The sequence below is a fragment of the Dickeya oryzae genome (assembly GCF_009372235.1).
GTDB classification, from domain to species: domain Bacteria; phylum Pseudomonadota; class Gammaproteobacteria; order Enterobacterales; family Enterobacteriaceae; genus Dickeya; species Dickeya oryzae.
This window is the reverse complement of the sequence record NZ_ML762922.1, coordinates 288,082-302,934: the sequence shown is the minus strand read 5'-3', so window position 1 is coordinate 302,934 and position 14,853 is coordinate 288,082. Positions and strand designations below refer to the sequence as shown.

At 51.4% G+C, this 14,853-nt stretch carries 12 protein-coding genes and 1 pseudogene; 4 read left to right on the top strand and 9 right to left on the bottom strand.

The features are described from left to right. Positions 1-354 precede the first annotated feature (354 nt). A complete protein-coding gene (locus tag FAZ14_RS08740; protein WP_153508381.1) occupies positions 355-975 on the top strand; it encodes a Fic family protein in 621 nt (206 codons plus the stop codon). Positions 976-987: 12 nt separating this feature from the next. Further along, a complete protein-coding gene (locus tag FAZ14_RS08735) occupies positions 988-1,905 on the top strand; it encodes a TraB/GumN family protein (RefSeq protein WP_153508380.1) in 918 nt (305 codons plus the stop codon). Positions 1,906-1,919: 14 nt separating this feature from the next. On the opposite strand, the pseudogene FAZ14_RS08730 reads toward FAZ14_RS08735, so the two are convergent. The 8 genes and pseudogenes from FAZ14_RS08730 to pilL2 form a co-directional block, all read right to left on the bottom strand. Beyond that, positions 1,920-2,481, bottom strand: a pseudogene (locus tag FAZ14_RS08730) (IS1 family transposase); the annotation flags it as partial. A gap of 152 nt (positions 2,482-2,633) precedes the next feature. Beyond that, entirely contained in the window at positions 2,634-3,383 is a 750-nt protein-coding gene (locus tag FAZ14_RS08725) for a TIGR03747 family integrating conjugative element membrane protein (protein ID WP_153508379.1), read from the bottom strand. Then, positions 3,380-5,539, bottom strand: coding sequence for a type IV conjugative transfer system coupling protein TraD (traD, locus tag FAZ14_RS08720; RefSeq protein ID WP_153508378.1), 2,160 nt, complete (start codon positions 5,537-5,539; stop codon positions 3,380-3,382). The genes FAZ14_RS08725 and traD overlap by 4 nt, the downstream gene beginning before the upstream one ends. 4 nt (positions 5,540-5,543) lie before the next feature. Continuing rightward, positions 5,544-6,083, bottom strand: coding sequence for an integrating conjugative element protein (locus FAZ14_RS08715; protein WP_153508377.1), 540 nt, complete (start codon positions 6,081-6,083; stop codon positions 5,544-5,546). Beyond that, positions 6,080-6,670: a transglycosylase SLT domain-containing protein gene (locus FAZ14_RS08710; RefSeq protein ID WP_153508376.1), complete on the bottom strand. Its 591-nt coding sequence runs from the start codon at positions 6,668-6,670 to the stop codon at positions 6,080-6,082. Before FAZ14_RS08710 ends, FAZ14_RS08715 begins: the two co-directional genes overlap by 4 nt. Continuing rightward, positions 6,652-7,347, bottom strand: a complete 696-nt coding sequence (locus FAZ14_RS08705; RefSeq protein WP_438908005.1) for a TIGR03759 family integrating conjugative element protein — start codon at positions 7,345-7,347, stop codon at positions 6,652-6,654. Before FAZ14_RS08705 ends, FAZ14_RS08710 begins: the two co-directional genes overlap by 19 nt. 23 nt (positions 7,348-7,370) lie before the next feature. Further along, entirely contained in the window at positions 7,371-8,021 is a 651-nt protein-coding gene (locus FAZ14_RS08700; protein ID WP_153508374.1) for a hypothetical protein, read from the bottom strand. Then, entirely contained in the window at positions 8,018-8,578 is a 561-nt protein-coding gene (pilL2, locus tag FAZ14_RS08695) for a PFGI-1 class ICE element type IV pilus protein PilL2 (protein ID WP_153508373.1), read from the bottom strand. Before pilL2 ends, FAZ14_RS08700 begins: the two co-directional genes overlap by 4 nt. Positions 8,579-8,970: 392 nt before the next feature. Between pilL2 and FAZ14_RS08690 the strand changes: the two genes are divergently transcribed. Both FAZ14_RS08690 and FAZ14_RS08685 read left to right on the top strand, forming a co-directional pair. Beyond that, positions 8,971-10,137: a DUF3800 domain-containing protein gene (locus FAZ14_RS08690; RefSeq protein WP_153508372.1), complete on the top strand. Its 1,167-nt coding sequence runs from the start codon at positions 8,971-8,973 to the stop codon at positions 10,135-10,137. Between the two features lie 653 nt (positions 10,138-10,790). Continuing rightward, on the top strand, positions 10,791-11,549 hold the full coding sequence (locus FAZ14_RS08685) for a hypothetical protein (RefSeq protein WP_153508371.1): 759 nt from the start codon (positions 10,791-10,793) through the stop codon (positions 11,547-11,549). Positions 11,550-12,443: 894 nt separating this feature from the next. Here the strand turns inward: FAZ14_RS08685 and FAZ14_RS08680 are convergent. Beyond that, positions 12,444-14,723 carry a helicase-related protein gene (locus FAZ14_RS08680; protein ID WP_153508370.1) on the bottom strand — a complete coding sequence of 760 codons (2,280 nt, stop codon included), beginning with the start codon at positions 14,721-14,723 and terminating at the stop codon, positions 12,444-12,446. Positions 14,724-14,853 lie beyond the last annotated feature (130 nt).

Here is a 14,853-nt window from a genome sequence, read left to right as displayed (position 1 = left end):
GCAAGGAAATGGAAAATACAGTGCGCCAATCGTTTGGGAGCAGGGTAAGGCTCAGTTGTTCGTTACACCGGAAAACTTTCACATGTGAAAGTTGTGAATCTGAATTTTGAACAGGCTGAATCAAACAACGATTCAGGTAACTTTTGCTATGGAAAATTCTCGAGTCAGCTATATAAGGGGGAGCTAATTAAACTCGAGCACTACACTGATGGCTTTACCGAGGTTTTATCGCTGACTACATCCCTGTATATATCAACCCTCTTAATTGCAGAAAACTTCGTATAAACGCCAGAGTAACCTAGGGGGTTGAGGAGTATTCTTTTTTCATCATGCTAACCTCAAGGTGAAGAATAAATGGAAAGAACCGATAACAAAGACCAACAACGATTTATTAATGGGTTGACAGAAAAATTTAGCGCTTTGGTTTCTCAGAAAGGTTTGGAAAATACAACCATCGGCAATGTGATTGATGCGGCGGCACAGTACCTACAGAACCAAGGCATTGGCGATAGATATGGGGTCATGCTAAGTAATTGGTCATCGCCGATAGACAGGGTTATTAATCCCGCTGAATTGAATGACGAAGAAAAGATAAAGAAAATGACTTCAAGTGGACATGGTATTGCGTCAACAGAAAGTGAATTTAGTATAATCGCTCGCCAACGAATAGAAACGGAACTGGAAAGGTACAGTGTCAACTCAATGTTTCAGATGAGTGCCGGCTTAAAATTAATGCCTTACCCCAAAGCTGCAATGGCATGCAAACTAGTAGCTCTACTATTCAAGTTACATTTGTTTAAAGATGGCAATACTCGATTTTGCGTTGCACTACTGAATTTTATTCTGAGTTATAAGACGACATTTAGTGACAGATATGGTGGCAATGGCCATCGGCTTATCGGTTGTTTGGATGATCCAAGGTTAGCCAAAATTTTGGTTGGCAATGAGTATCAAGAATGGGTGACCAAGGAATAGAGGAAAGAAACTATGTATTGTGAAAAATGTAACATGAAAATCCGTGGTGATGAATTTTCACCTTGCCCAAATCCGAATTGCGGTGAACCACTAATTAAATATCGAATGCCTAAAGACGACGAAGACAGGCTATTGCTAGTAAATCAAGATCAAGCGGCCAATAAACTATTGAATGAGGCAAAAAAAGGCATCGAAAGTATGCTCCCATGTGTTAAATCCCGAAATGGATTTAGAGCTCTCGAAGAAATGTTTAGTGGGAATGTATGTATCGGTGAAGTGCATCAACATCTTGCTGCACGTAAGTTTCTATTGGCAAATATGGCTACATTTAGTCAAAAAGGATATACACACTTGTTTTTGGAGCATGTCATGCGTGATAAATACTGCCATTCATTACAGGTGCAACCACGGCAGGATATCATAAAAAACATAGATTATCAGAGGGTTATGGCATATTTGCGAGGAGAGGCACTTCACAATGACGAAAGCAGTATACGCAGTCTGGTTAAAGCTGCCTTGTCTTTTCACATAAAAGTGGTATTTTTCGATACGTTTTTATCATATAAACATCCCAAGCTGTATGGCGGGGGTAAACGTCAACTTGTGATGAATTACCAAGCCATTCAAGCAATAAGAGAAGAACAAAGAAGTAGCGCACATTTTAAATGGTTGGCTCTGCTTGGTAATAGTCATCTGGACTTCTGGGAAGTTACATTACAAGATCAACCACCATTTATGATTCCTGGGGTTTCCAATATGTTTGATTGCAAAACCTTGTATTTTTCCGCAGGAGAATCGAACCAAATCAAAGATTGGACAGTTAAATTCAATCAATCGATGGACCTTGAAGGTAATACATCTACTGCCGATGCTGTCGTATATATTAAAGACCTCGAGCGGACACCTTTGATTACACTTAAATATTCTTAACCGTTAAATGCTCAGAGACGTTTAATGCGCGTCCTCAGTGTCAGGTTGTTACGCTCGATACGTTGAGTGAAGATTTTGCCTGTCAGATGCTTATCCTTCAGCACTGCTCTGGCATAACGGCCCACTCATCGCTGGTTATCACTCCGATGTTAAACGGCGTAAGGGGTGCCAATAATTCACGGCAAGTTTCATCCGTGCGGGGGCCAAATGTATAGGCCAGTACACCGCCGGTCCTGGTGTTGTATGCGTACCAGAGCCAGTGCTGGCGGGCTTTACTGCTGACAAAACTCCATTGCTCATCGCGTTCGCAGATAAGTGCCACGCCAGCATGAGCGACCGGTGAGGACGTTATTCGCTTTGGCGCGAGTTTTTTAACGTGTGAATGACGGTGTTTATGCCAATCTTCAACGTCCTTGCTGTATCGCGAACCCCCGCGCCGTTGAAAGCCATTTCGGTGATCTGCTCTTTGAGACCGGGCTTGCGCGCTTCGTAGGTATAAGTGAGCAGAAACACGCGGTGGCAGTCACGGCAGCGAAATCTGTCACGACCTTTAGGATTCTGACCATGGCGATACACCTAAGCAGACTGACAACGGGGACAATGAACATTAACGCTGGCCATGAGAAAACCTTAAAAGCGAGCATTATATATAACAATCAAATAATTGGATTTATTACCATATTTTTTAAGGATTAAAATTTTCGAATTTAGTCTTATTCAGACCTTCTTTAGAGGTATTTCTTGAAACTACTGGCCGTCAGCGCCACCGCGAAGCCCAACAATGCCGCACCGGGCAGTAGGATCAGCAGCGGATGTACCGATACCGGCAGTGCCAGATAGGTTACCCAGGGCAGCATGGTCAGCGGCAGTAACGCGGCCTTTGCCCTGTGGTAAATGAATCCTGATTCTCGACCTGCACCAAACCTACGCACATCGCGCCGTACCAGACCATCCACTAGCCCGACGAACACGGCCATGAGGATGAGCGGCAATGTCAGCACCAGTACCAGCAAGCGTACCATGAACGTCAGCGTGGTGAAGGCGGCGGCGATCAGATAGTCTTCCGACCATACATAGACTTGGCTTACGAAGTAGCGGAAGTCGTGCTTGGGTGTCTGGCTGGGAGCACGGGCACGCTCGGCGATCCGCTTCATGCGCTCAAACAGTCCGGTCTTGACGAACATCCATTCATAGCCGATATCGACGATCCGGTGCGCAGTTCGACCCGGCTCCTGCACAATGGCGCTGCGTGTGAAATGGTTTGATAAGTGACCCATCTCGTACTGCAGCATCGCCTGCGAGTGTCGCCAGCCTTGGTCTTTCCAGAAGAGATGCATGCCTGCGCATTCCACGATGATTGAAATCAGCAACGAGCCGATCAGCACGCCAAGCAACCTGAACGGCAAGGTGATGACACTCGCCAGCAGGCTTTGTCGGCGTGTCTGTTGGTGTTGCGCAGCAGCAGCCGGATCGCTCATGGTGCTCTACCCTGGTTGGCGGTGCTGTTGAGGTTTTCGTCGAGCAATTCAGGTGGCAGTGCTTGCTCCTGCAACACGGACGGCCCCTGGTTCTGCCACCATTGTCCGGCATCGGTGTAGCTCTGGCGCATGTAGCCTGCCAATTGCTGCAGATCGGTCGGCATGACTTCATCCGGGTCGGGGGAAGGCAGTGGCATGCGGACTTTCCAGAGATTGCCACCCTGCAGCAGCGCGAAGCACTGCCCTTTCGGAAGTTGAACCATATGGGACGGTTCAATCATCGGCACGCTCGATAGACTGATGCGATCCTGTGTGTTGCTGGTGAAGTCGGTTTTTGCGTGGATGTCGGAGCTGTCTGTCACGCTACTGGCCACAGTGGTGGTGTAGACCTCTACCTTGGGTAACTGTTTCGTGAGTAGCTCAGCGGTGGCTGTTTCGCGCACGCGCAGCATGAATAGATTGTTGAAATTGCCGACGACCTGACCGGCTTTGGCGCGATTGCCTATGCGGGCTTCAATATCACTGAGGGTTTGAGTATAGGCGGTGATCTGGATGCCAGCGCCGCCCCCTTTGTTGACCATAGGGATGAACTCATCGCCCATCAGTTCATTGAATTCATCGGCATGGACGTTGATTGGCACCTTGGTGTCAGCAGATGCACCCGGCAGACCGTCGTCGATACCGAATTTATAGATGTGTCCGGCCACAGAGACCATATCGCTGAACATCGAGTTGCCTACTGCTGCTGCGACTTCTGCATCGGATAGTGCATCAAGACCGACATAGACTATTGCGCGTTTCCTGATGATTTGCAGCCAATCGAAAATCGGTCTGGGATCGCTCAGATCCGAATAGTTTGGAGCCAGCAATTGGGCGATTTTGCCGCTGGTGAGTTTTTCAAGCAGGGGCAGCAGGCTGGCGACGATCTTGTCGAAGTACGTTTTGTCGTAGCGAACAGCGGATCTCAGTCCATCCAGTACGGGGTCGTAGTTACGGGCCTGGCTGAGGTATTGCTCAAGGGCGACCACACGCTTTTCGCGGCCGATCATATTCCTGGGAATGTTATTCTCGTTGAGCCTGGCTTCGATCTGGACAATAACCTCCCAGGCTTTCGGTTCTGTGCGGGCGAAATAGTGCTGGGCGTACTCGATGAACAACGCATCGATATTGATGACGTGGCGTTGGATGAGCAGGTAGTCCGGGCGCTGACCCAGTTCGATCAACGCCCTGGCGATGACATTGACAAATCTCCAGGCGAATTCCCTGAAGGCCGCCGAGTTGCCTTCCCTGGAAAGCTGTCCTGCGACGCGGGTGGCGACTTCGCTGATACGACCAAAACGCCCCACCGCGTTGTAACGCGCGCTGATCTCCGGCCACCCAAGGTGGAACACATAGAACTCGTTTTCTCTGCCTGCACGTTTTGCCTCGATGCACATCCTCTTGAGCAGATCCGCGTCACCTTTAGGATCGAAAACAATAACGACTTCATGCTCGCCGAGGTGATTCTTTCGGCGGATGTCCTGGGTGATGAATAATTCGGCCAGCCGCGTTTTGCCCACCCGTGTGGTGCCCAACACCAGAGAATGACCGGCGCGCTCGCCCAAGGGCAGGCTAACATCCACCTCATCAGGCTCGATACCGTGCAGGCGCGGCAGTCCGCCGACAGGAGGCAGAGGCCGAACCGGGTTAAATGGTACATCCCAGGTGGTGATACGGGGCAATTTCGACAGCGGGAATGGTGCGAATTCCAGCCGCGCCTCCAGACGTCGGGCCAGCTGGTAGGCGGGTGTCGGTTCTACATAACGCCTGAACTCAGGTCGGTAGGTTTGCATCAACCGGTGGGTGTGCTTTTGCTCCCACAGAAACCCCCTACCGATAAACAGTCGTTGTCCACTGACGGGTACGTCACGGCTGGTCATCACATAGCGTGGCAGGCGACGGATATTACGGCGGTAATGCAGGATCACCTGTGCATCACGCCAGCGCAGTGCGCCAAAGACGACAAAGGCCAGTGCGCTGCCGATGCCGATGTCTGGACTTAGCGCGAGAGACCACGGAGCTGTCAGGCATAGCAGTACGGCTCCGGCGCAAACCGCAACGGTATAGAGTTCTACTGCTGGGCGCAGCAGTACCTCGACCGGTTGGGACTTTGCCATTGTGTTATTGCTCAATGCCGGTGCTGGTGATAAGCACGGGGTAATGTTGCAGGCTAAGGCGTTCGGCTAGGTCATCGGCCGCAACCGGCGCGAACTGCAGGTCTGGTGTGATCGCACGCAGGTGTGCCAGTCCGGCCTCATTCTCGACATTGACTACCAGGCCGATGGCTTTACGTTCGCGCAGTGATGCCCCCTGGCGTTGCAGCCACATATGCGATGCTTCATCGTCGCCGACCAGAAAGAATGGCTGCAGGCCCGGTGCGTCGATGACCCGACGTGCTACGGTGCCGGGTGTGAGTTTCGGGCTGCGCACTGGCAGCATGTCTGCTTCGGTGGCTGGGTTCACTTGTACTGATGGAAGAGTAATGCGGGAGAGTGGGGCATTGGGTGAACGGGCCTGAAGGTTGAGCGCCTCGTAGTACGGCATGGCTGACGCCCCGCCATGGTCCTCTACTACGATCGGCGGTTGTGCTGCATGCAGCAACGGCGATACGGTGGTGAGTGCCAGGAGAAAGCCGTATGCGGTCGTGATGTGAGTCGTCATGGGGAGGTCTCCTTGCTATTAGTGTTGGTGAAGGCTTGCTGTGGCCCCAATACGCGCTGAAGGTGTTGAGATACACCATGCCGGTAGCGTGCTGCAGGCGAACCTCCAGATGGTCGGTGGTAGCGACCAATCGCCAGCAGCCAGTCCTCACCGGGAATGTATTGCTCTTTGAGGATCTGCGCAGCGATCGCCAAATTGTTGTACGGGTTGAGTAAGTCGCAGGGCTGGCGGTAGCGATGTTTTTGCCAACCGAGATTAATCTGCCCCAACCCTACGTCGATTCGGGTTGGTGGTACGTCCCGCAGAGCCTGGTGTATTCCTGCGCAGGCCTGTACCTGACTGGCATATCGGCATGACTGACCGTCCACATTCAGCGACCACGGCCACGGTACGATGCGCTCTGCACGGCGCACGCCACTTTCCTGCAGCGCCACTGCATAGAGGACGACGGAGGGAATGCCAGCGCGTTGAGCGGCCAACTGGTAGGCAGGCGGAGGGATCTCCTGGCCTTGGGTCAGGCTGCTCAGCAGTATGTTCGCCAGCAGAACCCACCGCCGTCGCATGGATGTCAGGGCTGACGCTGCCATCGGCCATTAACTTGTCTGATACTGGCGGGCAGGTCTCCGGGCAGCCCCAGAGACGACCAACGACCGGCGTCGTGGTTCAGAGTAATGGTGCCATTGCGTACCTGCTCAGGGTCAATCTGCGCACCTCTGGCCCAGGCGCGGATGAGCGCATCGTCCTGGTGTGAGCCGACCATATACAGGTCAAATGCGGTGCCGGAGGCCTGTAAACGCTGCACAAGCTGGGTGCATGGCTGGCAATTGTCCTTGACGAACACCGCCGTGCGTCCGTTGCTGGTCACCGCGTTTCTGCTGAGCCCAGCATCAGGCAAACTTACCCGCTGCATGCCAGGGTTGAGTCTTTGCCACGCTTCGTCGTACGCGCGCTGATAGGCCAGCAGCTTTTCGACGCGACGAGCTTCTGCTTTCACTTGTAGTTCAGCATAACGTTGTCGCTCTTCATCACTGCGTGCCTCGATACCCAGTGCAGAGAGCGGATCGAGGTTGGGTGAGTAAGTACCGATTGGCCCCTCCATCAGTTCGCTGTATCGCTGCCATTCATCGGTCTTCAGGCCCCACTCCTGAGCCAGACGTTCATCTCGTTGTTGTTCGCCCTGAACCGGTACGATGTGGGACTGCATCGTGGTGGGTGGCTGTGCCATCGCTGACATTGTCAGAGTGGCCGCGATGAGGAGCGTCATCTGGCGTTTCATTGTGCTCTCCCTCAGGGGATAGCCAGCCGGTGTGTTTGCCCGGCGTGGCTGAAAATTGCTGTGTCGCCATCGATGGTTTTCAGTCGCCACTGGCCCACTGTTTCGCCGGGTAATACAACCTGGATTTGCGTCGGTGCCGGTTCTCCACTGGCAGGAGCAATCGATACCATGCGTTGCCCGGCACGCAGTTCCAGGCCCAGGATACGGAACGGGAATGGCATTTTCTTAGACGCTATGGCAGCAGGTCTGGCGATGTGGCTGGTGGTTGCTGTGTTTGGAATGGCCACTGCCTGTCGGGACTTGAGCTGTTCAAGTTCGTCACGAAGCGTTTGCACTGCCTGCGTGGAGGCGTAGTTTTCTTGAGTTTGTTCAATCTGAGCGATACGCATTTCCAGATTTTGCTGTATGCCGCGTAAGGCTGTTGTGCTGGCGGGGGCTGGGCGTGCCTGAAGGGCCTGTATGCTGTCGGTCAGCGCTGTCAGGCGATCTTCCAGTACCTGAACCTGCTTCAGGCGGGCATCCATCTGTTCGCGCTCGGTCAGTTCGGCTGTGTTGTGATAGTTCATGACGGCAAGAACAGTAAGTACACCCAACCACACCCAGATCAAGAGTCGGATGAGCATGGTTGCGGTGTGCTTCAGTGTTATGGTGGTGTTGTTCATGGCTGCTCTCCGGCAGGAGGGTTGGGCTTAACTGCTTCGGCGACCAAAGTGCTACCATTTCCTGCATCAATGTCGGGGCGTTTGAAGCACACTTGTCGCGTACGGTTATCGACATACAGAGTCCAGAACGGTCCGGCCAAGGTAAGCAATGCCTCCCGCAAGGTCATCGGGCCGAGGTGCAGATGAGCAGCGGGCAGCGGCAGTGAATAGAGTTCACTAACAGAATGGGCCGTTTCGCAGAGCTGGTAGCCACTTCGCTTGAGCGCATGCCGCAGGCCGTCACCCACAGTGGCGCGGGAGTTTTCGGGCATTGATACGTCGATCACCTGCAGCAACAGATCACGCTGTGCCGCGTTGGGAGCCAGTTCTACCAGGGTATAGCGTCCGTAACGTACAACGGGAATGAAATCCGGCGTAGCGTGTTCAGTGGGCGGGATGACCGCTGTGGTGTGAGATGTGGTCGCTGGAGCGGAAGTTGTGGCGCAACCGCTGATCAAGATGGTAGTAACCAGCAAGCTACTTACAAACAGCCGCCTTATTAAATGCGTAGTTGACATGGCTCAGCTCTCTATAGCGATGAGCTGATACCTTCGTCTGAGGCATGGGTTTGATCAGCAAAGAATGCGGATTGGGTGTTTTCCTTTTTGGCGTCGTTGCTGTAGGCGAAGCAGAGGGGGCGGTGATTCCAGCTCTGCAATTCGCTGAACTACGCCAGAGCTCGATACAGCAGATGCCACGATGTTTATTCTGCACATATCGTAGGCGTTCATGATGGGGCATCAGGGGTTCAGGAAGGGGGCTAGGCAGAAAACCTAAACTGAATTTTAATTATAGGTAATTATCTGACGCTCGTGCAGAGGGGGAGTAAAATGGACAAAGCAAGACTCTTTGTTAATCCAGATTTCTCAATGGATGCCTGATTTTGTGAGTTTAACGAAAAGGAGAGGAAATGAGCTATACATTTTATTACGACGAGTCCAATAATATCCGCTCACTGTATTTGAAAAGCGGAAAATTCAATACCGATTCACACGAAAATCCATCGCCTTGCTTTGTGCTAGCCGGTATAGCTCACAAAAATAATCATGTGGAAAGTAATTGTGAGGAAATTATCGCCTCGCTTCGCCTGCCGCCTACTGCAAAAGAACTAAAATTCAAACAGGTGGCAAGGGGGGGATTTCTGGATAATTTGAAATCAGAGAAAATCGCCCAAATTATCAGATGGCTTATCGACTCGGATTACTATTTGCACTATATTAATCTGAATATGGAGTATTGGTCACTGGTTGATATTATTGACGATTGTTGCACCTATGTTGATCGCCATGGAATGTTGGATTACGCGCAAGTAGGTGGGCGGCGGCTCTATATGGATTATCACAAAGACGCACTTTACTACATCATGTGCAAATATCGGTCGGATTTTTTGGGCGTTCTTGCTAAGTATCGCTACCCGAATGTTGCACCCGAAAATGCTGCAGTATTCATCAAGCAGTTGAACAAAGTTATCAATAAAAATCGGCAAGTGTCTGCACGCCTTGGCGGTAAGGTGAGCAAGGTTGACCTGTCTCGTACTAATAGCCTATTCAAGCTTTTCGAAATGTGTAAAAACATAGAATCGCTGGAAATGGTATATGAAAGTGAGCCGTTTAAACTCATTGACGGGCTATCTGTATTTTACCGTCATTGCATTGAACTGTTCGCCTCATCATGCCATGTTTTCGATAATGAGTACCAAATCGAGAAAAGCTTCAAGGAAATCGCATCGCTGGACAATCTATTAAGCTCAAGTAATTTCAAATTTGTCGACTCTAAGAAGTACCCGGCCGTTCAAGTTTCAGATGTGATCAGTGGTCTGCTCAAAAATTACTTCACTTTTGTCGCAAAAATGAGTGTTCCCGAGCTCGTTGAAGCCAAGAATTCTTTGACTGACAAGCAGCGACAGTGTCTCAAATTATTACGAGGGCTCATTGAAAAATCTGATGCCGAGCAGCCGGAATTTCTCTACTACGTAATGTCGCAGATAGAACACCATAAGCACGCAGTTTTTCTGTTTGACAAGGATGCCACAAGTGAATTTGTCCAAGTGGTAGGCGGTGGTGCGCGCAACACATGATGGCCGCAGCGCAGATCGATCAGCGAAGTCGGAAAGGGTTTTCGGCGACTAGGGTGTGTCCCGTAACTATTTTTTGTACAGATCAGCATCGTTATAACTGCGCCAAAAAACGCGTTTAAGCGATAAAGAACGACTAAAAACGTTCGATTTTTAACCAAAAATCACCTTTCGGAAATGATTCTTGCGGCACTTTTTAGCGCGCTGCGAGGTTAAGGGACAGACCCTAGTTAGGACTGTATTTTGTTATGGACGAAGCTGTGGGGAAAAACCGTTACAACTCACGAAGATTAATTAAAATGAGACAGCTCATTTAAGGACAGGGTGATGCCGAAATTTATCGAATTTGAGAATCAAAGTCGGTTTTTATTTCTGCCAGAATGCTTGGGTGGTTTCATTGGTGAGTGTAATTCGACGCACGCTGTTGATGTTTAGTTCTGATTTTCGAAAATTAATTGTATTATATTCCAAATATCTCAAGATAGGTTAGAAATGCTGGCGGCCTTGTTTTTTCCTGACATAGCCAACGTCGCGTTTTGTAGCATCCTATTCATCAAAAAATACAAGCCATTATGCAACTCAACAGTAGCTTCTCCTGTAACTCCGTCATTTGGATCACCAGCTTGCCCGACACTGAACTCGGGCCGTCCAGACGAATGACGGAAGACATCGCGTCGCACGCCTCTCGTCTTGATTTCCATTTTTCTAAGTTTGACGCCAAGTGTCGTTCAGACTTGGTTCAAGTCCTTGATGATATTAATTTCCTGGTTAGGGAGTATGGAATGCGCCCTATCCTCGTTTTGGACGCGCATGCGAGTCAGGAGAATGGTTTATTACTAGGCGATTCGGGTGAAATGATGGCATGGACCGAACTCAGTGCGCTACTGCAACAGATCAATGTTTCGACCCTCAACAACCTCTGTGTGATCGGCGCAGCGTGTTTCAGCCTTCATGCCATCTCGCCGATTAAGTTAGACCAAGCTGCTCCATTTTTCGTTCTGTTAGCTCCAGAACAAGAGGTTAACGTTGGATTCTTGGAGAAAAACCTTCCGCCTTTCTTCGATCACTTGTTTACGCATGGAAGTCTCGACGACGCTTACAACTGTCATCTGTCTGAGGCCTTTAAATACTTTCACTGTGAGAAGATGCTCTTCATCGTAGTGGCCCGGTACATAAAGGCTGGTTGCAAAGGTAAATCAGCGGCGATGCGACGTGAGCGGCTCATGACCGAGGTGTTTATGCAGGGAATGCAGAATACTAAGGCCAATCGAAAAGCCATTCGGAAAAGGTTAAAAGCGGGCTTGAAACCGAACCAAGCTCTCCTTGATAGATACGCGCAAACTTTTCTTGTCTGTAGAAGTTGTAGCTTCACGATTGAACAGCTCTTGGCCTTCCTCGACGCAGCCGAATCCTAGATGTCTAGAAGTGCTGGAGGCTGACCGTAAGCACGGCCCATTGATATTCAGCAGTTACGACTATGCTGTTTTTTGCATCGAAAAGTGTTCCGATATCTGCTTTGCGGGTGGCTTTCTGGCAAGATAATGACTGATGCGGCCTGAAATAGTCATCTTGTTCTTGCTGCCGGTGCCTATTTCCCCATATGTAGTTTCAAGTCCACGTGATTTTCACGGTTTCGGGGGAAGTCCTGGCAGAAGTAACAGAAATTTGAATTGAATCCTATAATATCCGTTATCGGCTAACAGCGGTTGATGACGAGTGTCGGCTTCCGGGAAGACTATCCGCAGTAGCCAACATGTCGATATGGAAAATTTAATTCAAAGATCAATTCATGCGGTGCGCATGACACCTTATCGGCTGTGAGGAACCCCTAGAAAATACGCGATAGGATGCGTCAGGCGCGATTTTTGCGAATACTATCTACATTTTAGGCAGAAAAAATGGCACTGACATCAAAAGAAATTGACGACTGCATCGACAAGCGTTACGGATCTCAGACAGGTGGTGGCGAGTTAAAGCAGCTCGCTGAGCTCTTATTAGGTGTTTGCCGTATACACTTTAAGTCGTACGAGCGAATCAATTTATCTATCGATCAGTGGTCCGCTGTACCTCGCTCGCTATGTAGTGGTCGGTATCGATCATGTCGGTTTGAGTCTCATGCGACCGCTGTGGCTCGAAAACAAGCATCTTTCCTCGCATCTGATGTTGTGCCTTCTTTATTTTGGATGGTGTGTGAAAGAATGGTCGCTATGACGAACAAGCCCGCTGTCTCTGGGCAGTTTTCACCGCCATAGTGCGACGTGTCATGTGAAAAAGCCGACGTCCTTGTGGGACGTCGGCAGGTAGGAACATCAGGCTGCAACAAGCTGTCTGGCCAGGGCGACCTCGATGGAATCTCCGTCCTGGTTGAGTACATCTAATCCTGATTCAGGCACGTCTCCCGACGTGCTCTGAGAGACCAGAATCTTCTTCGCCATTAGAGCCAGGCAGGTCATCTGTGATGTCGCTGCGTAGCCCAGGTAGATCACCTTCACCGGCTGCTTTTGTCCGATACGCCAGGAGCGACGTGCGGCCTGCTGCAGTGTGTACACGTTGTACCCAGATTGCATGAACACAATCGTTGGGAACTCCAGAAGATCCAGCCCCGTCTTGACCAACTCGGGGTTGGTGATGAGGATATCAATCCCACGGTCGAGCTGTTCGGCAATCCAGTCTTCACGGCGGCTGGCATCGACACTCGCACGCAATACTGCCACCTTGAAGCCTTCTTGTTCCAACAGCATTTTCAGCCTGCTGGTGGTGTCCCGCGTACCGGTGTAAACGGAATAGACCAGAGTCTTGCGACCTTCTGATTTCTCCTGCTTGCAGATATCGATCAGTTCCTGCTCCTTCGGCATCACCTGCAGCTCGTTGAACTGGGCCGGGATGAATGCCAGTACCTCTCGCGTACGCGGATGGCGCACGGTTTCGGTACGAAAGCAGCAGTCAGACCAGGCCAGCAGCACATTGAGCACCACGCCCAACAAGGTAGTATCCCGCTGACGCAAGGCCTCCTTGAGCTGAGTCGTCAGGCTGGCAGCGAGCTTGTTGTAAGTATCACTTTGCTCAGCCTCCATCTCGACCTCCCTGAACTCTTCGTTATAGGAGGGCAGTACGCCGCCAATGTCTCGGAGTTTGAGGAAAATCGTGAAGGGTAGAACGCAGCGCAGCACGCCTTTGGGGCCGAATCCCGGTGCTTTGACGGTTCTGACGGTGACCTTTGAGCCTTTTGCGGTCTTGTGGGACGGGCCGTCGCTCTCGGAGTAGATATCCTTGAGGACGCCGTGATCCCGCATGAATGCCATGGCCGCAGCGTTCATGCTGCCGCGGGTGCTCGGTCGGTAGCCGTCTTCGATCATACGTTCGGGCAATGCGCGGAACAGTAGATAAAAGAGATCAGAAGCGTAGCCTCCCATCAGCGTGCCGGTGAGCAGCAACGTTTTACGGGTCTTGGCCGCGATAACGCCCATGGCTTGGCCCTGCGCTGAACCGCCTGTCTTGTACTCGTGTGCTTCGTCGGCGATGAGTAAATCGAACGTGCTTTGCGGCAGATACCGCTTCACAAATTCGCTGGGTTGATAACCGCCTTCACCGAAGCTGAACTCCATACTCGACATGGCACGTTCCATGCGCTGAGCCTGTCGGTCTGAAAAGACCAACTCCCCTCGGTTGTCCATCAGATTGATGAACTGGTGGAAGTTGTCTCCAAGCATCGAGGCCAGGAATGAATCGCCGAAGGTCTTCATCAGTTTCGCTGCCGTGGCTTCGCCTATGGTGGGAATGCGTTTTAGCGCCCGCAGTACTGCTGCGGATTGATCGCTGCCTGACAAACTGCGTGGGCGCATCAGTGTCCAGAGGGCACTCTTGCAAAATCCACACTTGCGACGCACTTCCTCAGCGTCAAGTTCCAGTGCGCTGACTGGCTCGCCATCGAGGGTGTTAATCATGGTGCCGCAGTGTGGGCAAAGCCCAACAGTGCCGTGACGGGTGCGCTTGCGAACGAATGCAGGCCTCCAGTGGAATCCCATGCGCATGCGCACACGACCGATGATGAAAAACTCCTGTCCATCGGCTGGCACGTTCAGTTGCTCGCGCAGCTTGATCAGTTTGAGTAGCGTGTCAGGGCCGTTGAGCACCCAGACTCTGGCCCCCGTGACGGTTTCGAGAATTTCCCTGCGCCATTTGTAGACCAGGTGTGGCGGGCTGAGGACGAGTGTGCGGCGATAACCTTCCGCATTGAGCACCGCCGCCAGCGCGATGCCGACGGTGGTTTTTCCCGTCCCCATCTCACCATTGACGATAGCTGAACGCTCACCCTGATTGACGAGCAGTTCAGCCGCTGCATGCACGACTTCGGCCTGGGCGGGGAACAACTGCCGCTTGAGGTTGGCGAGAATGCGTTGGCGGTTTGCACGGGGTACACCGTTGTAGACCGGTGGATTGGCCCGATTGAGAGAGTCGAGTAATTCATCCCCAAACTCGCTGACAAAATCCTGCAGGCTGATGGCGAGTTCGGCGTTCGCAGGGGTGAACAGATCGCCTGTCTCGGGCGATTGCGTTACGGCAGGAGCCGCTTCGATTTGTATGCTCATGGTGATGTTCCCAAAAATGGGGTATGCACCTCCCAGGGGCGATGTATGCCCCGATGGGTGAGTGAAATTGACTGGCGTTGAACTCGGGTTCAGTGGCCAGCAGTGTGTGGGTGGTGCTGCTTCCCCTTGC

Excerpts from the sequence above, each read along its gene's own strand:
- FAZ14_RS08740 (WP_153508381.1), top strand. The coding sequence starts at position 355 with ATGGAAAGAACCGATAACAAAGACCAACAACGATTTATTAATGGGTTG.
- FAZ14_RS08735 (WP_153508380.1), top strand. The coding sequence starts at position 988 with ATGTATTGTGAAAAATGTAACATGAAAATCCGTGGTGATGAATTTTCA.
- FAZ14_RS08725 (WP_153508379.1), bottom strand. The coding sequence starts at position 3,383 with ATGAGCGATCCGGCTGCTGCTGCGCAACACCAACAGACACGCCGACAA.
- traD (WP_153508378.1), bottom strand. The coding sequence starts at position 5,539 with ATGGCAAAGTCCCAACCGGTCGAGGTACTGCTGCGCCCAGCAGTAGAA.
- FAZ14_RS08715 (WP_153508377.1), bottom strand. The coding sequence starts at position 6,083 with ATGACGACTCACATCACGACCGCATACGGCTTTCTCCTGGCACTCACC.
- FAZ14_RS08710 (WP_153508376.1), bottom strand. The coding sequence starts at position 6,670 with ATGGCAGCGTCAGCCCTGACATCCATGCGACGGCGGTGGGTTCTGCTG.
- FAZ14_RS08705 (WP_438908005.1), bottom strand. The coding sequence starts at position 7,347 with ATGACGCTCCTCATCGCGGCCACTCTGACAATGTCAGCGATGGCACAG.
- FAZ14_RS08700 (WP_153508374.1), bottom strand. The coding sequence starts at position 8,021 with ATGAACAACACCACCATAACACTGAAGCACACCGCAACCATGCTCATC.
- pilL2 (WP_153508373.1), bottom strand. The coding sequence starts at position 8,578 with ATGTCAACTACGCATTTAATAAGGCGGCTGTTTGTAAGTAGCTTGCTG.
- FAZ14_RS08690 (WP_153508372.1), top strand. The coding sequence starts at position 8,971 with ATGAGCTATACATTTTATTACGACGAGTCCAATAATATCCGCTCACTG.
- FAZ14_RS08685 (WP_153508371.1), top strand. The coding sequence starts at position 10,791 with ATGACGGAAGACATCGCGTCGCACGCCTCTCGTCTTGATTTCCATTTT.
- FAZ14_RS08680 (WP_153508370.1), bottom strand. The coding sequence starts at position 14,723 with ATGAGCATACAAATCGAAGCGGCTCCTGCCGTAACGCAATCGCCCGAG.